Source organism: Streptomyces sp. NPDC001070 (genome assembly GCF_053598835.1).
Genome location: NZ_JBSFLB010000009.1, coordinates 153,980 through 170,576 on the forward strand (window position 1 = coordinate 153,980; position 16,597 = coordinate 170,576).

The 16,597-nt window shown below is 73.5% G+C and carries 15 protein-coding genes; 7 read left to right on the forward strand and 8 right to left on the reverse strand.

Features of this window, described 5'->3' with window-relative positions:
* Positions 1-316: 316 nt before the first annotated feature.
* The 6 genes from ACWDAS_RS13745 to ACWDAS_RS13770 are packed head-to-tail and all read right to left on the reverse strand — an operon-like array spanning position 317 to position 7,326.
* Positions 317-1,393 (reverse strand): carboxylate-amine ligase, encoded by a 1,077-nt coding sequence (locus ACWDAS_RS13745; protein WP_450389480.1) that lies wholly within the window; start codon positions 1,391-1,393, stop codon positions 317-319.
* Positions 1,394-1,437: 44 nt separating this feature from the next.
* Positions 1,438-2,724 carry a condensation domain-containing protein gene (locus ACWDAS_RS13750; protein WP_450389481.1) on the reverse strand — a complete coding sequence of 429 codons (1,287 nt, stop codon included), beginning with the start codon at positions 2,722-2,724 and terminating at the stop codon, positions 1,438-1,440.
* 43 nt (positions 2,725-2,767) lie between these two features.
* Entirely contained in the window at positions 2,768-3,667 is a 900-nt protein-coding gene (locus ACWDAS_RS13755; RefSeq protein WP_450389483.1) for an NAD-dependent epimerase/dehydratase family protein, read from the reverse strand.
* Between the two features lie 8 nt (positions 3,668-3,675).
* Positions 3,676-4,824: an N-acetyltransferase family protein gene (locus ACWDAS_RS13760; RefSeq protein ID WP_450389485.1), complete on the reverse strand. Its 1,149-nt coding sequence runs from the start codon at positions 4,822-4,824 to the stop codon at positions 3,676-3,678.
* Positions 4,821-6,062, reverse strand: coding sequence for an aminotransferase class I/II-fold pyridoxal phosphate-dependent enzyme (locus ACWDAS_RS13765; protein ID WP_450389487.1), 1,242 nt, complete (start codon positions 6,060-6,062; stop codon positions 4,821-4,823). Before ACWDAS_RS13765 ends, ACWDAS_RS13760 begins: the two co-directional genes overlap by 4 nt.
* Before the next feature lie 16 nt (positions 6,063-6,078).
* The gene (locus ACWDAS_RS13770) at positions 6,079-7,326 is read right to left on the reverse strand and encodes a cytochrome P450 (RefSeq protein ID WP_450389489.1); all 1,248 of its coding nucleotides are present in this window, start codon (positions 7,324-7,326) and stop codon (positions 6,079-6,081) included.
* Positions 7,327-7,843: 517 nt separating this feature from the next.
* Here ACWDAS_RS13770 and ACWDAS_RS13775 point away from each other — a divergent pair.
* The 7 genes from ACWDAS_RS13775 to ACWDAS_RS13805 all read left to right on the forward strand — a co-directional run bounded on the left by ACWDAS_RS13775 (position 7,844) and on the right by ACWDAS_RS13805 (position 12,555).
* Positions 7,844-8,956, forward strand: a complete 1,113-nt coding sequence (locus ACWDAS_RS13775) for an LLM class flavin-dependent oxidoreductase (protein WP_450389491.1) — start codon at positions 7,844-7,846, stop codon at positions 8,954-8,956.
* Positions 8,953-9,585: an FMN reductase gene (locus ACWDAS_RS13780; protein WP_450389492.1), complete on the forward strand. Its 633-nt coding sequence runs from the start codon at positions 8,953-8,955 to the stop codon at positions 9,583-9,585. Before ACWDAS_RS13775 ends, ACWDAS_RS13780 begins: the two co-directional genes overlap by 4 nt.
* Before the next feature lie 10 nt (positions 9,586-9,595).
* Positions 9,596-9,919, forward strand: coding sequence for a GNAT family N-acetyltransferase (locus tag ACWDAS_RS13785; protein WP_450389494.1), 324 nt, complete (start codon positions 9,596-9,598; stop codon positions 9,917-9,919).
* Positions 9,920-10,017: 98 nt separating this feature from the next.
* Entirely contained in the window at positions 10,018-11,007 is a 990-nt protein-coding gene (locus ACWDAS_RS13790) for a pirin family protein (protein WP_450389496.1), read from the forward strand.
* Positions 11,004-11,369 (forward strand): tetratricopeptide repeat protein, encoded by a 366-nt coding sequence (locus tag ACWDAS_RS13795; RefSeq protein ID WP_450389498.1) that lies wholly within the window; start codon positions 11,004-11,006, stop codon positions 11,367-11,369. The genes ACWDAS_RS13790 and ACWDAS_RS13795 overlap by 4 nt, the downstream gene beginning before the upstream one ends.
* Positions 11,370-11,504: 135 nt before the next feature.
* Positions 11,505-12,245: a VC0807 family protein gene (locus ACWDAS_RS13800; RefSeq protein WP_450389500.1), complete on the forward strand. Its 741-nt coding sequence runs from the start codon at positions 11,505-11,507 to the stop codon at positions 12,243-12,245.
* 103 nt (positions 12,246-12,348) lie between these two features.
* The gene (locus ACWDAS_RS13805) at positions 12,349-12,555 is read left to right on the forward strand and encodes a hypothetical protein (protein WP_450389502.1); all 207 of its coding nucleotides are present in this window, start codon (positions 12,349-12,351) and stop codon (positions 12,553-12,555) included.
* 92 nt (positions 12,556-12,647) lie between these two features.
* Here the strand turns inward: ACWDAS_RS13805 and ACWDAS_RS13810 are convergent, their stop codons facing one another.
* Positions 12,648-14,870, reverse strand: a complete 2,223-nt coding sequence (locus tag ACWDAS_RS13810) for an MMPL family transporter (RefSeq protein WP_450389608.1) — start codon at positions 14,868-14,870, stop codon at positions 12,648-12,650.
* 421 nt (positions 14,871-15,291) lie between these two features.
* Complete coding sequence (locus ACWDAS_RS13815; RefSeq protein WP_450389503.1) at positions 15,292-16,503, reverse strand: pyridoxal phosphate-dependent aminotransferase; 1,212 nt, start codon at positions 16,501-16,503, stop codon at positions 15,292-15,294.
* Positions 16,504-16,597 lie beyond the last annotated feature (94 nt).

Sequence of the window (16,597 nt, forward strand, 5' to 3'; positions counted from 1 at the left end):
GGCGGGCTCGCCTTCGGGTGCGTCCACGGGCTTGTCAGGGACTGTCTGCTCGCGTGGGTGGGGCGTCGGAAGCCGGGTCGCTCGGGCGGGAGCCGTGGCTGTGGGCGTGTGCCGATGCGGCGCGCGCCTTGGGGCCGGTCCGCCGGCTTGCCGGGGACCGCCTGTTCGGCGTCGGGCGAGGGTGCTGGAGACCGGGTCGCCCTGGGGGGAGCCGTGGCTGCGGGCGTGTGCCGACGTGCCGCTCCCCTTGGACTGCAGGCCCACCGGCGGGGCGGGGCGGCCGCGAGCCGCGAGGCGCGAGGCGCGACCGGCAGGGTCAGGCCTCGGTACGGGTGACGGCCTCCCGCAGGACGGCGGCGGCCCCGCCGTCCGCGTAGACCTCCCGCTGCCAGCGGGCACCGGAGCCGTGGGACGTCAGCCGGTCCACGCCGGCCCGGACGGTGTAGAGGTCGCCCGCGTCCTTCAGGGCGCCCTCGACGTGGCCGACCAGCGTCTCGATCACGTCATGGGCGCTCGCCGGGCGGAAGGTGCGCGGATCGAGCAGCGCGCCGTCCAGCCCGAAGCGGCTGGCCCGCCAGGAGGCGAGCCGCAGCAGCGCGACGTCGTCGGCGGGGGCGGGACGGCCGTCCGCCCAGTCCCGGGCGGCGGTCTCGACCAGGCCTCGCACCAGGGCGGCCAGCACGACCGCGTCCTGGTAGTCCGGGCACACGTCGCAGACCCGTACCTCCACCGTCGGGAACTTCGCCGACAGCCGGGCGTCGAAGTAGACCATGCCCTGGTCGAGCAGGATGCCGGTGGCCAGGAGCCGGGCCACCGCTCCGTGGTACGCCTCGGCCGAGCCGAAGCCGCTGGTCGGGCCGGCGGTGGGCCACCGGCCGAAGACCTGGTAGCGGTAGCTCGCGTACCCGGTGTCGGCACCCTGCCACAGCGGTGAATTGGAGCTGAGCGCCAGCAGCGGCGGCAGCCAGGGGCGGATGCGGTCGATGACGGCCACGCCCTCCTCGTCCGAATCCACCCCCACATGGACGTGGCAGCCGCAGGTCAGGGTCTCCTGCGCGGTGAGGCCGAAGGACTGGGCCATCCTGCGGTAGCGGCCCCGAGGGGTGAGCCGCGGCGACACCGATACCGGGGAGGTGCCCAGCGCCGCCACCGCGACCCCCTGCGAGCGGGCCAGTCCGGCCGCCCGGCAGCGCCACGCGCGCAGCTCCTCCCGCAGCTGGTCCAGGGTGACGCAGGGAGAGCTGTTCAGTTCGAGCTGCTGCTGCTGCAGCTCGGCCACCAGTTCCCGGGACCATGGGCCGCCGTCCAGCACCGCATCCGCGACCGCGCGCGGTTCGGCGGTCCGCGCGTCCACCAGGAGAAGCTCTTCTTCGACTCCTACGGTGCGTGCCACGCCCTTCCGATACCCGCTGAGCCCGTGGGTATCCGTCGGGGCCCTCACCGCGCGGACAGGAGGTGGTCCATGGCGCGCCGGCACAGGTCCGTGGCCTCCTCGCCGGCGGTGGACGTCACGCTGAGGAAGAGTCGGCCGCCGAGACCGACCACGATCACCAGGGGCGCTCCCGACAGGCTCGTGTGCGCGGCGCCGTACACCGCGCTCAGCCGCAGCGGCCCGTACTCCTCGGGGAGGTCCAGGCGCGTGTTGCTGACGGACACGTCGAACCGGGGGCCGCGCGACTCGCCGCGCCGCAGGAGGGCCCCGACCGCGCGGTGCGGCAGGAGCGACGCCAGGCGGAACACGCGCACGAGGGGCCACAGCTCCTCAGCGGTGAGCCGGGCATGGATGCCGGCCCGCGCGTCGCGGGCGGCCGCCCACAGGTCGGCGGCCCCGCCGTCCACCGGCACGACGAAGCTCGCCGCGTACAGGCCCATGGCCTCGCCGGGCGGCGGTTCGAGCACCCGGCGCAGGTCCGCGGCGACCGCGATCCGCGCGGGGCGGCCGGGTGCGGCGGCCCGCGCGAACGCCGCGCACAGCGCCGCCTGCAGTGTCGCGCCGTGGTCGCGGCACCGCTTGAGCAGCAGCGCCGTCTCCTCGCGCTCCAGCGACCAGGCGGTGTACGCGAGCCGCCCGTCCCGGGGGTACGGCGCCCGCACGGGGCCGCCCAGGGCCCGGGCGGTCCTGAGGAGGTCGGCGGGACGCGCACGCGGGCCGGGGATGAGTTCGTCGGCCGGCGCCGCGAGCACGGGTACCGGGTCCCCTGCGGCCTCGTCCGCCGCCGCGTGCCGCCGCGTGCCGGTGGGCCCCGCCGGTCCGGGTACGGGCGCGCCGGCCGGGTCCGGCCCGGCCAGGTGGGTCAGGAGGTCGCGCATGACGATGCCCGCGGAGACGGCGTCGGCCACGAGGTGGTGGTACACGGTGACGAGGTCGAAGGCGTCGCCCGCGTCGACGAGGACGAAGCGGGCGAGGGGGCCCGTGGGGGTGTCGAAGGGGCGCGGCAGCTCCTCCTCCACCACGGCGGACCAGCCGCCATCGGGGTCCGCGCCCCGGACCACCCGCACCTCGGGGTCCGGGACCCCGTTCGTGGTGAGCCGCCCCTGCCACGGCCCCGGGTCGGCGATGCGGACGCCGAGCAGGGGATGGCGGCGCCGGAGGGCCGCCACGGCCGCCCTGACGCGGTCGGGCGTCGTACGGCCCTCGACCCGGGCGACGGCGGCGATGTTGACGGGGAGCCGCTCACCCGCGGCCCAGATGACGCGTTCGTACGGGGACAGTCGGCGGTGCATGGGGTGGTCCCCCCTTCCTCACAGGGCCGGGTCACGGCTTCGGTCAGCGGCTCAGGGCGCCGCGCAGCCCCTCGGGGAGCGCGACGGCGGGGCGGTACGGCAGCCGGCCGCCGGGGGCGCAGGTCCACGCGGGGTGCAGCGCCTCGGCGACCTTGTCGGGATTGAGCGCCGACGAGCGGCCGAAGAGCCGCGCCACGGTCATCGCCAGCGGCCCGGGGATGTGGACCACCCGGGGCGCACGGCGTCCGAGCGTGCCGGCGACGGCGGCGCCGATGTCCTCCCAGCGGTGCTCGGTGCCGTCGCAGACGTGGTACGTGCCCACATCGGTGGTGCCGGGGTCTGCAGCGGTGATCAGGGCCCGGCACAGGTCGTCGACGTGGATCAGCGAGTAGTGCCGCGGGCCGGGCCGGCCCACCGCCGGCAGCACCCCGGTGCGCACCGCCGCCACCAGCCGCGGCAGGAACTCCCGGTCGCCGGGGCCGTACACGATCGGCGGCCGGACCACGACGGCCGGCAGCCGGTCCGCCGCGTCCCGAACCGCCCACTCCCCGCCGAGCTTGCTGCGCCCGTACGCGGAGACCGGCTCCGGTGGCTGGTCCTCGTGGCGCCGCCGGCCGGGTCCGGAGGCGGCCAGCGACGAGCAGTAGACGAGGCGGGGCGGTACGGGCAGGGCCGCGGCGGCCTCACACAGCCGCCGGGTGCCGGCGGCGTTGACGGCCGCGTAGGCGCGCGGGTCGGTGGCCTTCGTGACCCCGGCGAGGTGGATGACGCGGTCCACGCCGCGCAGCGCGGCGGCCAGTCCCACGCCGGTGGCGAGGTCACCGGGGGCGCTGTGGGCACCGGGGACGGCGCGGCCGCCGCGCACCAGCGCGGTCACCTCGTCGCCCCGGGCGGTGAGATGGCGGACGAGGTGGCCGCCGACGAAGCCGGTCGCGCCGGTCACGAGGTATCTCACCGCAGACCGCCGCCGTCGCGCTCGTACAGCCGGTGGGTCCTGAAGTGCACCCCGCCCATGGCCTGGGCGTGCCGGTTGGAGCCGCGGTTGTCCTCCAGGATCCAGGAAAGGTCGGTCTCGGTGTAGCCGAGCCGGAACGCGGCGCGCTGCGCGTCGGCGAGCAGCACGGCCACCAGCCCGCGGCTGCGGTGCTCCTTTCTGACGCCCGACGTGCCGCCCCTGACGCGGGTGACGCGCCCCATGGCCCGGCTGACCCGCAGCAGGCCGATCGGCAGCCCCCAGGTGGTGAGCCTGCCCCGTGTGCCGCGCAGCGCCTGGTTCACGTCGGGCACCCACAGCGTGAAGGCGGCGGGCTCGCCGTCCACCTCGGCGATCCGCACCAGCTCCGGCCGGACGACCGACCTCAGCTGCTCGGCCATGTGCCGGAACTCGGCCTCGGTCAGCGGGACCGAGGCGTAGTTCTCGGCCCACGCGTCGTTGTAGATCTCCTTGATGGCGGCCATGTCGGCCTCGTAGCGGTCCGGGTCGAGCGCCCGCACCCGCACGGCGGGGTCGGCCAGGGTGCGCGCGGCGACCCGGGCGATCGCGGCGGGCGGCTCGCCGTCGGGAGGCATCGGCACCAGCCAGGACAGCAGGTCCTTGGCCTTGGCGAAGCCGCAGCCGGTCAGCAGGTTCGCGTAGTAGGGCGGGTTGTACGGGATGCCCACGCTCGGCGGCCCGTCGAAGCCGTCGACGAGCAGCCCGCACTCGTCGTTCACGGAGAAGCTGAGCGGGCCCAGCATCCGGGTCAGGCCGCGCTCGCCCAGCCAGGCGGCGGCCGCGTCGAAGAGCGCCGCCGCGGCCTCGAGGTCGTCGGCGCACTCGAAGAGGCCGAAGTGGCCGCACTTGTAGTCGTGCCGCTCCTGGAAGCGGGGGTCGGAGACGGCCGCGATCCGGCCGACGGCCCGGTCGCCCCGACGGGCGAGGAACAGGCGCGCCTCGGCGGTGTCGAAGAAGGGGTTGCGGCGCGGGTCGAGGAAGGCGCGCATCTCGCGTTCCAGCGGCGCGACCCAGTGCGGGTCGTCGCGGTAGAGGGCGTACGGGAGCCGGATGAAGGCCGTGGTGGCGGCGCGGCCCTCGACGGGGGTGACGGTGATCGCGTTCACCGGGCGGCCGCCTGGGAGGGGAGTTCCGGGATCAGGCCGACCCGGCGGCCGGCGGCGGCGAAGGCGCCCAGGATCCGCTCGAGGTGGGCGTCGGAGTGGGTGGCCTGGACCGTCACCCGGATCACGCACTGGCCCTCGGGGACGGCGGGGGCCCCCACGGCGTTGGTGAACACGCCCTCGTCGAGCAGGGCCTGCCACATGCGGGCGCAGTCGGTGGCGTCCCCGACGAGCACGGGCACGACCGGGGTGACCGAGTTCCCCGTGTCGTAGCCGAGGGCGCGCAGCCCCTCGCGCAGCGCGTCCGCGAGGGCGAGCACGCGCCGCCGCCGCCACGGCTCGGCCTCGGCGACGCCGAGCGCGGCGATCCCGGCGGCGAGGGCGGCCGGCGGCATCGAGGCGGAGAAGAGGATGGAACGGGCGCTGTAGCGCAGATAGTGGATGACGTGCGCGGGCCCCGCGAGGAAGCCCCCGGTGGAGCCGAAGCACTTGGACAGGGTGCCGGTGAACAGGTCGACCCGGTCCATGAGGCCGAAGTGGTCGGCGACACCGCGCCCGCCCGGGCCGAGCAGCCCGATGTCGTGCGCGCCGTCCACGACGAGGCGGGCGCCGTGCCGCGCGGCCAGCCCGGTGAGTTCGGGAAGCCGGCACAGATCGCCGTCCATGGAGAACATGCCGTCGGTGACGATGACCCTGCCCGCGGCCGGTTCCGCGGCCGAGGCCTGGTCCAGGAGCATGTCCAGCCGCGCGGTGTCGGAGTGCGGGTACAGGACGCGGCGGGCGGCGCCGAGCCGGATGCCGTCGACCAGCGAGGCGTGGTTGGACATGTCGCTGAACACGATGTCGCCGCGGCCCAGGAGGGCGGCGACGGCGAGGTTGGCCTGGAAGCCGGTGGTGACCACGGCGGCCGCCTCGGTGCCCAGGAAGTCCGCGATCCGCCGCTCCAGTTCCCCGTGGAGCGGGAGGGTGCCGTTGAGGGTGCGCGCGCCGGAGCAGGAGGCGCCGTAGCGGGTCAGCGCCTCGGCGGCGGCGGCCGTCACCCGGGGGTCCGTGGACAGGCCCAGGTAGTCGTTGCAGCCCGCCATGACGACCTCCCGGCCCTCAATGACGGCCTCGCCGTCGCCCGCCGTGTGCATCGGGCGGTAGAAGGGCCGGATACCCGTCTCCACCATGGCCCGCACGAAGGTCGACGACGACAGGTCCTTGCGGAACGCGTCCGTGGCGTCATGGATTTCGGTCACTGGCCTTCGGTCTCCCTTAGGTGAGGGGCGAGTGGATGGTCAGCCGGGCGATGTCGGCCATGCTCGGCCCGGCGTGCCGCACCGGCGGGGCGGCCGCCCGCGCGCCCGGCAGCTCCCGGGCGAGGGCCCGGGCGAAGACGAGGGCCTGTGCGCGGGCCAGATGGGACCCGAGGCAGTAGTGCAGGCCCCCGCCGAAGACCAGCAGCCGCTGCGCCGGCCGGTCCGGGTCGAAGGCGTGCGGGTCGGGGAAGAGCGCCGGGTCGCGGTGCGCGGCGCCGATGAGCGCGTGGACGACCTGCCCGGCGGGCACCGGACGGCCGCCCAGCTCCGTGTCCGCACCGGCCACGCGGGTCACCACCCGGCCCGGCGGGTCCCAGCGCAGCAGCTCGTCGGTGAGCGGGCCGGCGAACTCCGGGTCCTGGCGGATCCTTGCGGCAAGCACGGGTTCCGTGGCGAGCGCCAGGGCCACCGCGCCCAGCAGTGCCGCCGTGGTGGGCACCCCGGCGGAGAACAGCGTGAGCAGCAGATAGCGGGCCCCGGCCGGGTCCTCGGCGGCCCACCGGGACAGCAGATCGCCGGTGGGGTGCCGCCGGCGCTCGTCCAGCGCCCGGTCGTAGGCGCCGAGCAGGGCGGTCGCGGCGGCGTCCGCCCGCCGTACGACGCTGGGCGGCGCGGCGAGTTCCTCCACGCGCACCATGGCGGCGCTCTCGGCGGCGAGCCAGCCCCGGTCGATCCACGCCGGCAGTCCGGCCATCTCCGCAAGGACGGCGGTCGGCAGCGGGCGGCAGACCCGCGTGACGACGTCGGCGGCGCCTTCACTGCGCACGGCCGCGGCGAACTCCCGTACGCAGTGGTCGGTGAGCGGCTCCACGAGCCGCTCGGCCGCCTCACGCACGATCCGGGGGGCCAGCACCGCGTTGAGCGGGCGGCGGCGCGCGGTGTGCTCGGGCGGATCCTGCTGCAGAGGGGTCTCGCACAGCCCGACCGTGCCCGCGCTCTCGCGCCAGCCGGGGCGGTGGGCGTCGCGCCACCGGGCGCCCAGGGTGAGCCAGACGCGTCCGGTGAGCACCTGGCGGCACTCCTCGTAGCCGGTCACCAGGAGCGCGCCCCAGGACGTCGGCACGAGCGGCCCCACCCCGGCCAGCGCGTCGTATGCCGCCGCGAGCGCTTCGGGCTCCGCGGCCCTGCGCCACTGACGGACGAGGCCCGCCGCGGAACGCGCGTCAAGGGCGGTGGGCTTCGGGGGCAGCATCACGTGGCTCATGTGTCAGGAACGGACTTCGGCTCGGAGGGCGGGGCGGGGGAGCGTCGCAGAGGGCGCGTGGGGGGCGGCGTACTTCGGGCTCGCGCCCTGAGAGTGCTCTGCCGGAGGGGTTCTTATCCAGCCAGATACGCACTTTTCACCCACTCGTGAACGTAATTCGCCTTTCACTCATGTGATCCGCTACGGTCGACCCTCCGTGTCTCAACCGCCCCGTGAACCCCACAGGTGCCATTGGCGTGCGGCGCCTGTCCCCGGAGGCACCCCGGCCCGCCCCGGCGGGGGGCGTGCCGCATGCCCCACGCCGGGCGGCCGGCGGTCGCCCTCCGCGCAGACCCCGCGGGAGCCCGCTCCACGTCCACGCCCACGCTCCCGCCCCGCCGCGGCCGGGCCCCGCGGTCGGACCCACCGGCTGCCGGGCACCCCCCACCGGCGCAGGAATAGGCCGGCCGGACATCCCGTTGGAGAAGGTGGTTGAATAGTCAACAACATTGCGAGACGACGGAGGAGGGTGAGGCCGGTGCAGTTCGGGATCTTCACTGTGGGTGACGTGACCGCCGACCCCACGACCGGCAGGACGCCGAGCGAGCACGAGCGGATCAAGGCGATGACCGCCATCGCGTTGAAGGCGGAGGAAGTGGGGCTCGACGTCTTCGCGACCGGCGAGCACCACAACCCGCCGTTCGTGCCGTCGTCGCCGACGACGATGCTGGGCTGGATAGCCGCCCGCACCGAGAAGCTGATCCTGTCGACCTCCACCACGCTGATCACCACGAACGACCCGGTGAAGATCGCCGAGGACTTCGCGATGCTGCAGCACCTGGCCGGCGGTCGCGTCGACCTGATGATGGGGCGCGGCAACACCGGGCCGGTCTACCCCTGGTTCGGCCAGGACATCCGGCAGGGCATCCCGCTGGCGATCGAGAACTACGCCCTGCTGCACCGGCTGTGGCGCGAGGACGTCGTCGACTGGTCCGGCCGCTTCCGCAGCCCGCTGCAGGGCTTCACCTCCACGCCGCGGCCGCTGGACGGAGTGGCGCCGTTCGTCTGGCACGGCTCCATCCGCTCGCCGGAGATCGCCGAGCAGGCCGCGTACTACGGCGACGGCTTCTTCCACAACAACATCTTCTGGCCGTCCGGCCACACCAAGCGGATGGTCGAGCTGTACCGCTCGCGCTACGCGCACTACGGCCACGGCACCCCGGAGCAGGCGATCGTCGGCCTCGGCGGTCAGGTGTTCATGCGGAAGAACTCGCAGGACGCCGTCCGCGAGTTCCGGCCGTACTTCGACAACGCGCCGGTCTACGGGCACGGTCCCTCGCTGGAGGAGTTCACCGAGCAGACCCCGCTGACCGTCGGCTCGCCGGAGCAGGTCATCGAGAAGACGCTGAGCTTCCGCGAGTACGCCGGCGACTACCAGCGTCAGCTCTTCCTCATGGACCACGCCGGGCTGCCCCTGAAGACCGTGCTGGAGCAGATCGACATGCTCGGTGAGCAGGTCGTGCCGGTGCTGCGCGAGGAGTTCGCCAAGGGCCGCCCCGCGGGTGTGCCGGAGGCTCCGACGCACGCGTCGCTGCTCGCCCGTCGTGACGCGGAGGTGCTGGAGGCGAAGGAGACGGAGGCCGCGAAGTGACCTACGCGCCCTTGAAGCTCGTGGTCGTCTCGGCGGGCCTGAGCTCGCCGTCGTCCACCCGGCTGCTCGGCGACCGGCTCGCCGAGGCCGTACGGCAGGCCGTCGCGGACGACGGCCGCACGGTCGACGTGCGGGTGATCGAGCTCCGCGACCTGGCCGTGGACATCGCCAACAACATGGTCACCGGCTTTCCCGGCCGCGCCCTGGCGGAGGCGATCGGGGCGGTGACGGAGGCGGACGGCCTGATCGCCGTGACGCCGGTCTTCACCGCCTCGTACAGCGGACTGTTCAAGTCGTTCTTCGACGTCGTCGACAACGACGCGCTGTCCGGCAAGCCCGTGCTGATCGGTGCCACCGGCGGCACGGCCCGGCACTCGCTGGCGCTGGAGCACGCGCTGCGGCCGCTGTTCGCCTATCTGCGGGCCGTGGTCGTCCCGACCGCCGTGTACGCCGCCTCGGAGGACTGGGGCGGCAGCGGCGACCCGCTCACCGACACCCTGCCGACCCGTATCGCCCGCTCCGCGGGCGAACTGGCGGCGCTGCTGGTGACGCGGCCGTCCACCCATGCGGGCGCGGCCGATACCGTCGTGCCGTTCGAGCAGCAATTGGCCGCCCTGCGGCCCGAATAGGAGGCAGACCATGGCACCGCGCGTCGCGGACAACCCCGGCAAGTCCCGCTTCGAGATCTTCGACGCGGTGGAGGAGGGGGGTGCCGAGGAGCAGGCAGGCTTCGCCGAGTACCACCTGTACCGGGATCAGATCGCGTTCATCCACACCGAGGTCGACCCCCGTTTCGGGGGCCGGGGCCTCGGCGGCGCGCTCGCCCGCGCCGCGCTGGACGCGGCCCGCGAGCGGAAGCTCGCCGTGCTCCCCTTCTGCCCGTTCATCCGCGGGTGGATCGGCAAGCACCCCGAGTACGTGGACCTGGTGCCGGAGGCCGAGCGCCCGCGCTTCGGCCTCTGACCCGGCCGGCCGGGCCCGGAATGGAAACGGTTGATTGAATGTTAAATCAGCCGTACGGGTCCGAGCCCGGGCCCGCCGAGACTCCTGTGGAGGGTGTCATGCCTGCCGTGACCGTGGAGAACACCCTGCTCCTTCCCCGTGTCACCGAGCCCGACCCGGTGACCGCCGAGCAGCGCCCCGTCCGCCGGGTGACCTCGGCCCCGCAGGGTTTCGAGGGCGAGGGCTTCCCGGTGTACCGCGCCTTCGCCGGCGTCCCGACGCGTGAGCTCGACCCGTTCATCCACATGGACCAGATGGGCGAGGTCGAGTACGCGCCGGGCGAGCCCAAGGGCACCGCGTGGCACCCGCACCGCGGCTTCGAGACCGTCACGTACATGATCGACGGCCGCGTGGAGCACCAGGACTCGCACGGCGGAGGAGGCGTGATCACCGACGGCGCGACCCAGTGGATGACGGCCGGCAGCGGCATCCTCCACATCGAGGCGCCGCCGGAGGAGCTGGTCGTCTCCGGCGGGCTCTTCCACGGCATCCAGCTGTGGGTGAACCTGCCCCGGGCGAACAAGTGGAACGCCCCGCGCTACCAGAGCATCGAGGGCCCCGAGGCGGCACTGCTGTCCTCGCCCGACGGCGGCGCCCTGGTCCGCGTCATCGCCGGTGACGTCGGGGGCCACGCCGGACCGGGCAGCACCTTCACCCCGATCACGCTGGTCCACGCCACCGTCAGCCCGGGCGCGCGGCTGGTCCTGCCCTGGCGGCCGGACTTCAACGCCCTCGCCTACGTGCTGTCCGGGCGTGGCAGCGCCGGGGCCGAACGGCGCCCGCTGGACGCCCACCAGCTCGCCGTGTTCGGCGGCGGCGACACCCTGACCCTGGAGGCCACCGACCACCCTGACAGCCGCACCCCCGCACTCGACGTCCTGATCCTCGGCGGCCGCCCCATCCGCGAACCCGTCGCGCACTTCGGCCCGTTCGTCATGAACACCAAGGCAGAGGTCATACAGGCCGTCGAGGACTTCGAGCGGGGCCGGTTCGGCCTGGAGCAGGCCGGCCGCATGCCGCACACCGCACCCGGAGAGGAGCTTTCGTGAACACCACCATCCACGAGTCCTTCGCGTCCTACGAGGAGACCACGGCGGAGCGCTGGGCGCGCGCCGGGCTCTTCTTCGAGGCCAAGGAGTACACCGAGGCGGCCCGGCTGCTCACGGCCGTCGTCGACGAGGTGCCCGAGCAGGTCGCCCCGCGCCTCCTGCTCGCCCGCGCCTACTACCACTCCGCCCAGCTCGGCCGCGCCGAGGAGCAGTTGCGCGCGGTCATCGAGCGTGACCCGGTCGAGCACTACGCGCACCTGATGCTGGGCCGCACCCTCCAGCGGCAGGGCCGTGAGGCGGAGGCGACCCCCTGGCTGCGGCTCGCCGCGGCCTTCGCCGGGGAGCTGCCGCCGGAGGGCTGAGCGGGGGCGCCGAATCCCCGTTCTCTGTCGTGTCCGTGGCGCCGCCGTCCTCAAAGCCTGGGCAAAGTCCCCGGCGGGGCGGCGGCGTCGCGCATACGTTCCCCTGCGACTTCGGCACTACTACGGGGGGAAGCCGTGTCCGAACGGTCACGCCTGTCGTCCGCGCTCGGCTGGGCGCTCACGATCATGTGCAACATCGTCCTGCCCATCATCACGTACAACCGGCTCACCGACGCGCACTGGAGCGAGTTCTCCGCCCTGCTCGTCTCCGGGGTCTGGCCGGTGCTCGACACCGTCGTCACCCTCGCCTGGCGTCGCAAGGTCGACGAGTTCGCGATCATCACCCTGATCTTCCTGGTGATCACGTTGATCGTCACCGTGGCCGGTCCGCACTCCGCGCGGCTTCTCCTGGTCAAGGACTCCGCCGTCACCGGCCTGTTCGGGGTGGTCTGCCTGGCCAGCCTGCTGGCGCCGCGGCCGCTCATGTTCTACTTCGGCCGCAAGTTCGGCACCGACGGCACCAAGGAGGGTGCCGAGCGGTTCGACGGCCTGTGGCAGTACGAGGGCTTCCGGCATGTGATCCGCACCATGACCGTCGTGTGGGGGGTCGGCTACGTCGTCGAGGCCCTCGCGCGGATCGGCCTCTCGTACGAGCTGTCGACGGCCGCCATGGTGACGGTCAACTCCGTTCTGGCGTACGCGGTCACCGGTGTCCTCGTCGCCTGGACGATCCTCTACGGCCGGCGCGCCGCAGCTCGCGGCCAGGAGCGCGCGCGGCAGGCCGAGGCCGCGGCGCAGGCGCAGGCCGCGGCGGAGGCCGCCGAGGGCGTGGAGACGGCGGAGGCCGCCGAGGGGGCCGGGGCCGCCGGAGCGTGACCGGGGGCCGTCCCGCGTCCCGGGTCCGGCACTTCGGGCGGCCGAGGCGATAACCCTTTCGGGGGATCGCACAGATATTCGAACACGGGATACGCTGCGGAGCATGTCGACTTCAGACGAAGAGCGAGATCTGTTCTCCGATCCCGACCGGACCGCGCCGCTCCATGTGCGCGGTCCGGCACCCGCCCTCGATCCGTTCCGGGCCCCTGGCTCCGCGGGCGCGGCCACGGCCCCGGCCGCGCCCGCGGTGGAGCGCCCGGGGCACGAGGCCATAACCCCGCGCCGCGGGGGCGGTTACCCCGGCCGCTGAGCGACGGCGCGGGGCCCGGGGGTCGCACACCGCGGCCCGGCCCCCGTGGTCACGGGAGCCGGGCCGGAGGGCCGGTCGAGGGGCGGGCGGGATCAGCGGCCCACGCCCGAAGGCTCGACCGGCGCGGGCGTGCCGGCCGGCGGCGCAGGGGCCGGCGCGATGGCGGTCTCGTCGTGGGTCATGTCCGGCAGCCAGGCGAGCCACTTGGGCAGGTACCAGTTGCGCTCGCCGAGCAGGGCCATCACCGCGGGGAGCAGGACACCGCGGATGACGGTGGCGTCGATGAGCACCGCCGCGGCCAGGCCCACGCCCATCTGCTTCATGCTCTGCATGGACAGCGTGCCGAAGATCGCGAAGACCGCCACCATGATGACCGCCGCGCTGGTGACCACACCGGCGGTCGTCGTGATGCCGTGCCGGATCGCGCCCTGTGTGGTCAGCCCGCGCATCCTGGCCTCGCGGATCCGGGAGACCACGAAGACGTGGTAGTCCATGCTCAGCCCGAAGAGGATCACGAACAGGAACAGCGGCAGCCACGCCACGATCGCGCCGACTCCCTCGGCGCCCACCAGGCCGGCACCCCAGCCGTGCTGGAAGACCACGGTGAGGATGCCGTACGCGGCGCCCACCGACAGCAGGTTGAGCACGATGGAGGTGACCGCGATGGTCAGCGACCGGAAGGAGAGCAGCATCAGCAGGAAGGCGAAGGCCACGACGAAGGCGAAGACCGGGGGCACCGCGTCACCGATCTTGTCGGTGAAGTCCATCGACGCGGCGGTCGAGCCGCCGATCGGCGCCGTGACGCCGGCCGCCTTGCCCAGGGTGCCGGGGCGCACCTCGTCGCGCAGGACCTTCAGCGCCGCCTCCGCCTTCTCCTCGTCGGTGCCCCCGGCCAGCGGCACCTTGATGACGGCCACACCGGCCTTCTCGTGCAGCTCCGTCTCCACCGGGCCCGGGGAGGCTCCCTTGGCCACGGCCTCCTTCGAGAAGGCGTCGATGGCCTGACGCACCTCGGGCGAGGTGATGTCCGAGGCCTTGACGACCACCTGGGCCGGGTCCGGTCCGCCGGGGAAGGCCGTGTTGATGTCCTCGTACGCCCGGACGATCGGCAGGCTGTCGCCCAGCTCCTGGCTGAGTGTGAGGTTCGCCGTGTTCAGGCCCACCGCGGGGACCGCCAGCGCGATCAGGGCCCCGCCGGCGAGCGCCGCCGACACCGCCGGCCGGCGCAGCACGCCCCCGAGGACCGCCCGCCAGAACCGCGACTCTCCACCCGCCCCGCTGCCCCGGCGGCGCAGGAACGGGATGCGGCCCTTCTCGACCCGCTCGCCCAGCAGGGACAGCAGCGCCGGCAGCACCGTCACGGAGCCGAACATCGCCACGGCCACGACCATCATCGTGGCCAGGCCCATCGCCTTGAAGTCGCCGATACCGGTGAAGAGCATCCCGGCCATCGCGACGATCACCGTCACGCCGGAGACGAGCACCGCACGGCCGCTGGTGGCCGCGGCGATCCGCAGCGCGGTCTGCGCGTCGTGGCCGGCCGCCCGCTCCTCGCGCTCACGCCGCAGGTAGAACAGGCAGTAGTCGACGCCCACCGCCAGACCCACCAGCAGCATCACGGAGTTGGCGGTGTCGCTCATGTGGACGGCGTGACTCACCACGGCCACCAGGCCGGTCGTCGCCAGGAAGGCCGTCATCGCCAGCGCCACCGGCAGCAGGGCCGCCACCAGCGCGCCGAAGGCGATCAGCAGGATGCCGAGCGCCACGGGCAGCGCCGAATACTCGGCGCGCTGGAAGTCGTTGCCGAAGGCGTCGTTGAAGATCTTCTCCGAGCTGGCCTCGCCGAACTGCTCGACCTTCAGGTCCCGGTGCCCGTCCTGGACGCCCTGCACGGCGTCGACGACCGGTTCGACGCGGTCCGCCGCGGTGTCCGGGTCCCCGCGCATGTCGAACTTCACCAGAGCGGACCGGCCGTCCTTGGAGACCGTCCCGATGTCGTAGGGCGACTGGACGGCGGTGACCTCGCCGGTGCCCTTGACCGCGGTGACGACATCGCCGACCACGGCGCGGAAGGCCGGGTCGGTGGCCTTGAGGGATCCGTCGGCCGACTGGACCAGCACCATCTCGCCGGCCGGCCCGTCACTGAGCCCGGCGTCGTCGAGGATGGCGACGGCCTGGCCGAACTCGCCGGGCACCTCCTCCCGGTCCGTCAGATCGACCCGCCCGGCCATCGAGCCGATCACCAGGGCGAGTACGACGAAGAGCAGCCAGCTCCCGACCGCCGTCCAGCGGTGGCGGGCGCTCCAGCCGCCCATGGCGGCGGCGATGCCCTGCCCGCCGCGTACCGTCCCTTCGGTACGTACCCTGCCGTGTGCGCTTGCCACGGTTGCGAACCCCCTCGATGCCGGGCGGTGGATCCTCACCACCGCCTCGCCCTCGACGCTATGGGTCCGCGGGCCACCGCCCCATCCGGCTGACAGGTGAACCGGCGGCGGGTTTCTCCTCCCCAGGGAGTGGGGAAAACCCCCGCCCGGTGAAGTGTTGCCCCCTACACCCATCTCCGTGCGCGGTCCCGCCCGCACGAAAACCGGATGCGGCTGCGCCCGTCCGCCGCGCTAGGGTGGGCGGCACGCGGGGGCGGCTCCGCGGTGTGCTTCCTTCTCTTCTTCTTCTGTAAAAAGAATCGCAGCGCACCCACTCTCCGCCCCCGTTTCCCTTCCGGGCGGCCGGCCTCCCCTACTGCCGGTAGCTCGCGAGGAAGCGGCCGATGCGGCTGATGGCGGCGTCCAGGTCGTCGGCGCGCGGCAGGGTCAGGATGCGGAAGTGGTCCGGACGCGGCCAGGAGAAGCCGGTGCCCTGGACGACCTGGATCTTCTCCCGGAGCAGCAGGTCGAGCACGAACTTCTCGTCGTCGTGGATCCGGTGCACCTCAGGGTCCAGCCGGGGGAAGGCGTAGAGCGCGCCCTTGGGCTTGACGCAGCTGACGCCGGGGATCTCGTTCAGCTTCTCCCAGGCCTTGTCGCGCTGTTCGTGCAGCCGGCCGCCGGGGAGGACCAGATCCTTGATGCTCTGGCGCCCGCCGAGCGCCGCCTGGATCGCCTGCTGGGCGGGGACGTTGGGGCACAACCGCATCGAGGCCAGCATCGTCAGGCCCTCGAGGTAGCTCTTGGCGTGCTGCCTGGGGCCGGTGACGACCAGCCAGCCGGAGCGGAAGCCCGCCACGCGGTAGGCCTTGGACAGGCCGCTGAAGGTCAGGCACAGCACGTCGGGGGCGAGCAGGGCCGCGGTGTGGTGGACCGCGCCGTCGTAGAGGATCTTGTCGTAGACCTCGTCGGCGAAGACGATCAGGTGGTGGCGCCGGGCCAGGTCGAGCATGCCCTCCAGCAGCTCGCGCGGATAGACCGCGCCCGTCGGGTTGTTGGGGTTGATGATGACCATCGCCCGCGTACGGCTGGTGATCTTCGAGGCGATGTCGTCGAGGTCCGGGAACCAGTCCGCCTGCTCGTCGCAGAGGTAGTGCACCGCCTTGCCGCCCGCCAGGTTCGTCACGGCCGTCCACAGCGGGAAGTCGGGCGCCGGGATCAGCACCTCGTCGCCGTCGTCGACCAGGGCCTGGACGGCCATCTGCACCAGCTCGGAGACGCCGTTGCCGAGGAAGACGTCATCCACCCCCACGTCGGTCAGCCCGCGCTCCTGGTAGTGCTGGGCCACGGCCCGGCGCGCCGAAAGGATGCCGCGCGAGTCGCTGTAGCCGTGCGAGGAGGGGAGGGTGCGGATGATGTCCTGGAGGATCTCCTCGGGCGCATCGAAGCCGAACAGCGCGGGATTGCCGGTGTTGAGCCGCAGGACGCTGTGCCCGGCGTCCTCGAGCGCGTTGGCGTGCTCTATCACCGGCCCGCGGATCTCGTAGCAGACCTCGGCCAGCTTGCTCGACTGCTTGTACTCCATGCGACGGCCTCCCGACCCGGTCCGGCGAACCTGCTCCGTACGCTGCTGTCCTTGGTTTTACCAAGTTCCCGCTTGGACAGTCCAACTACTTGTC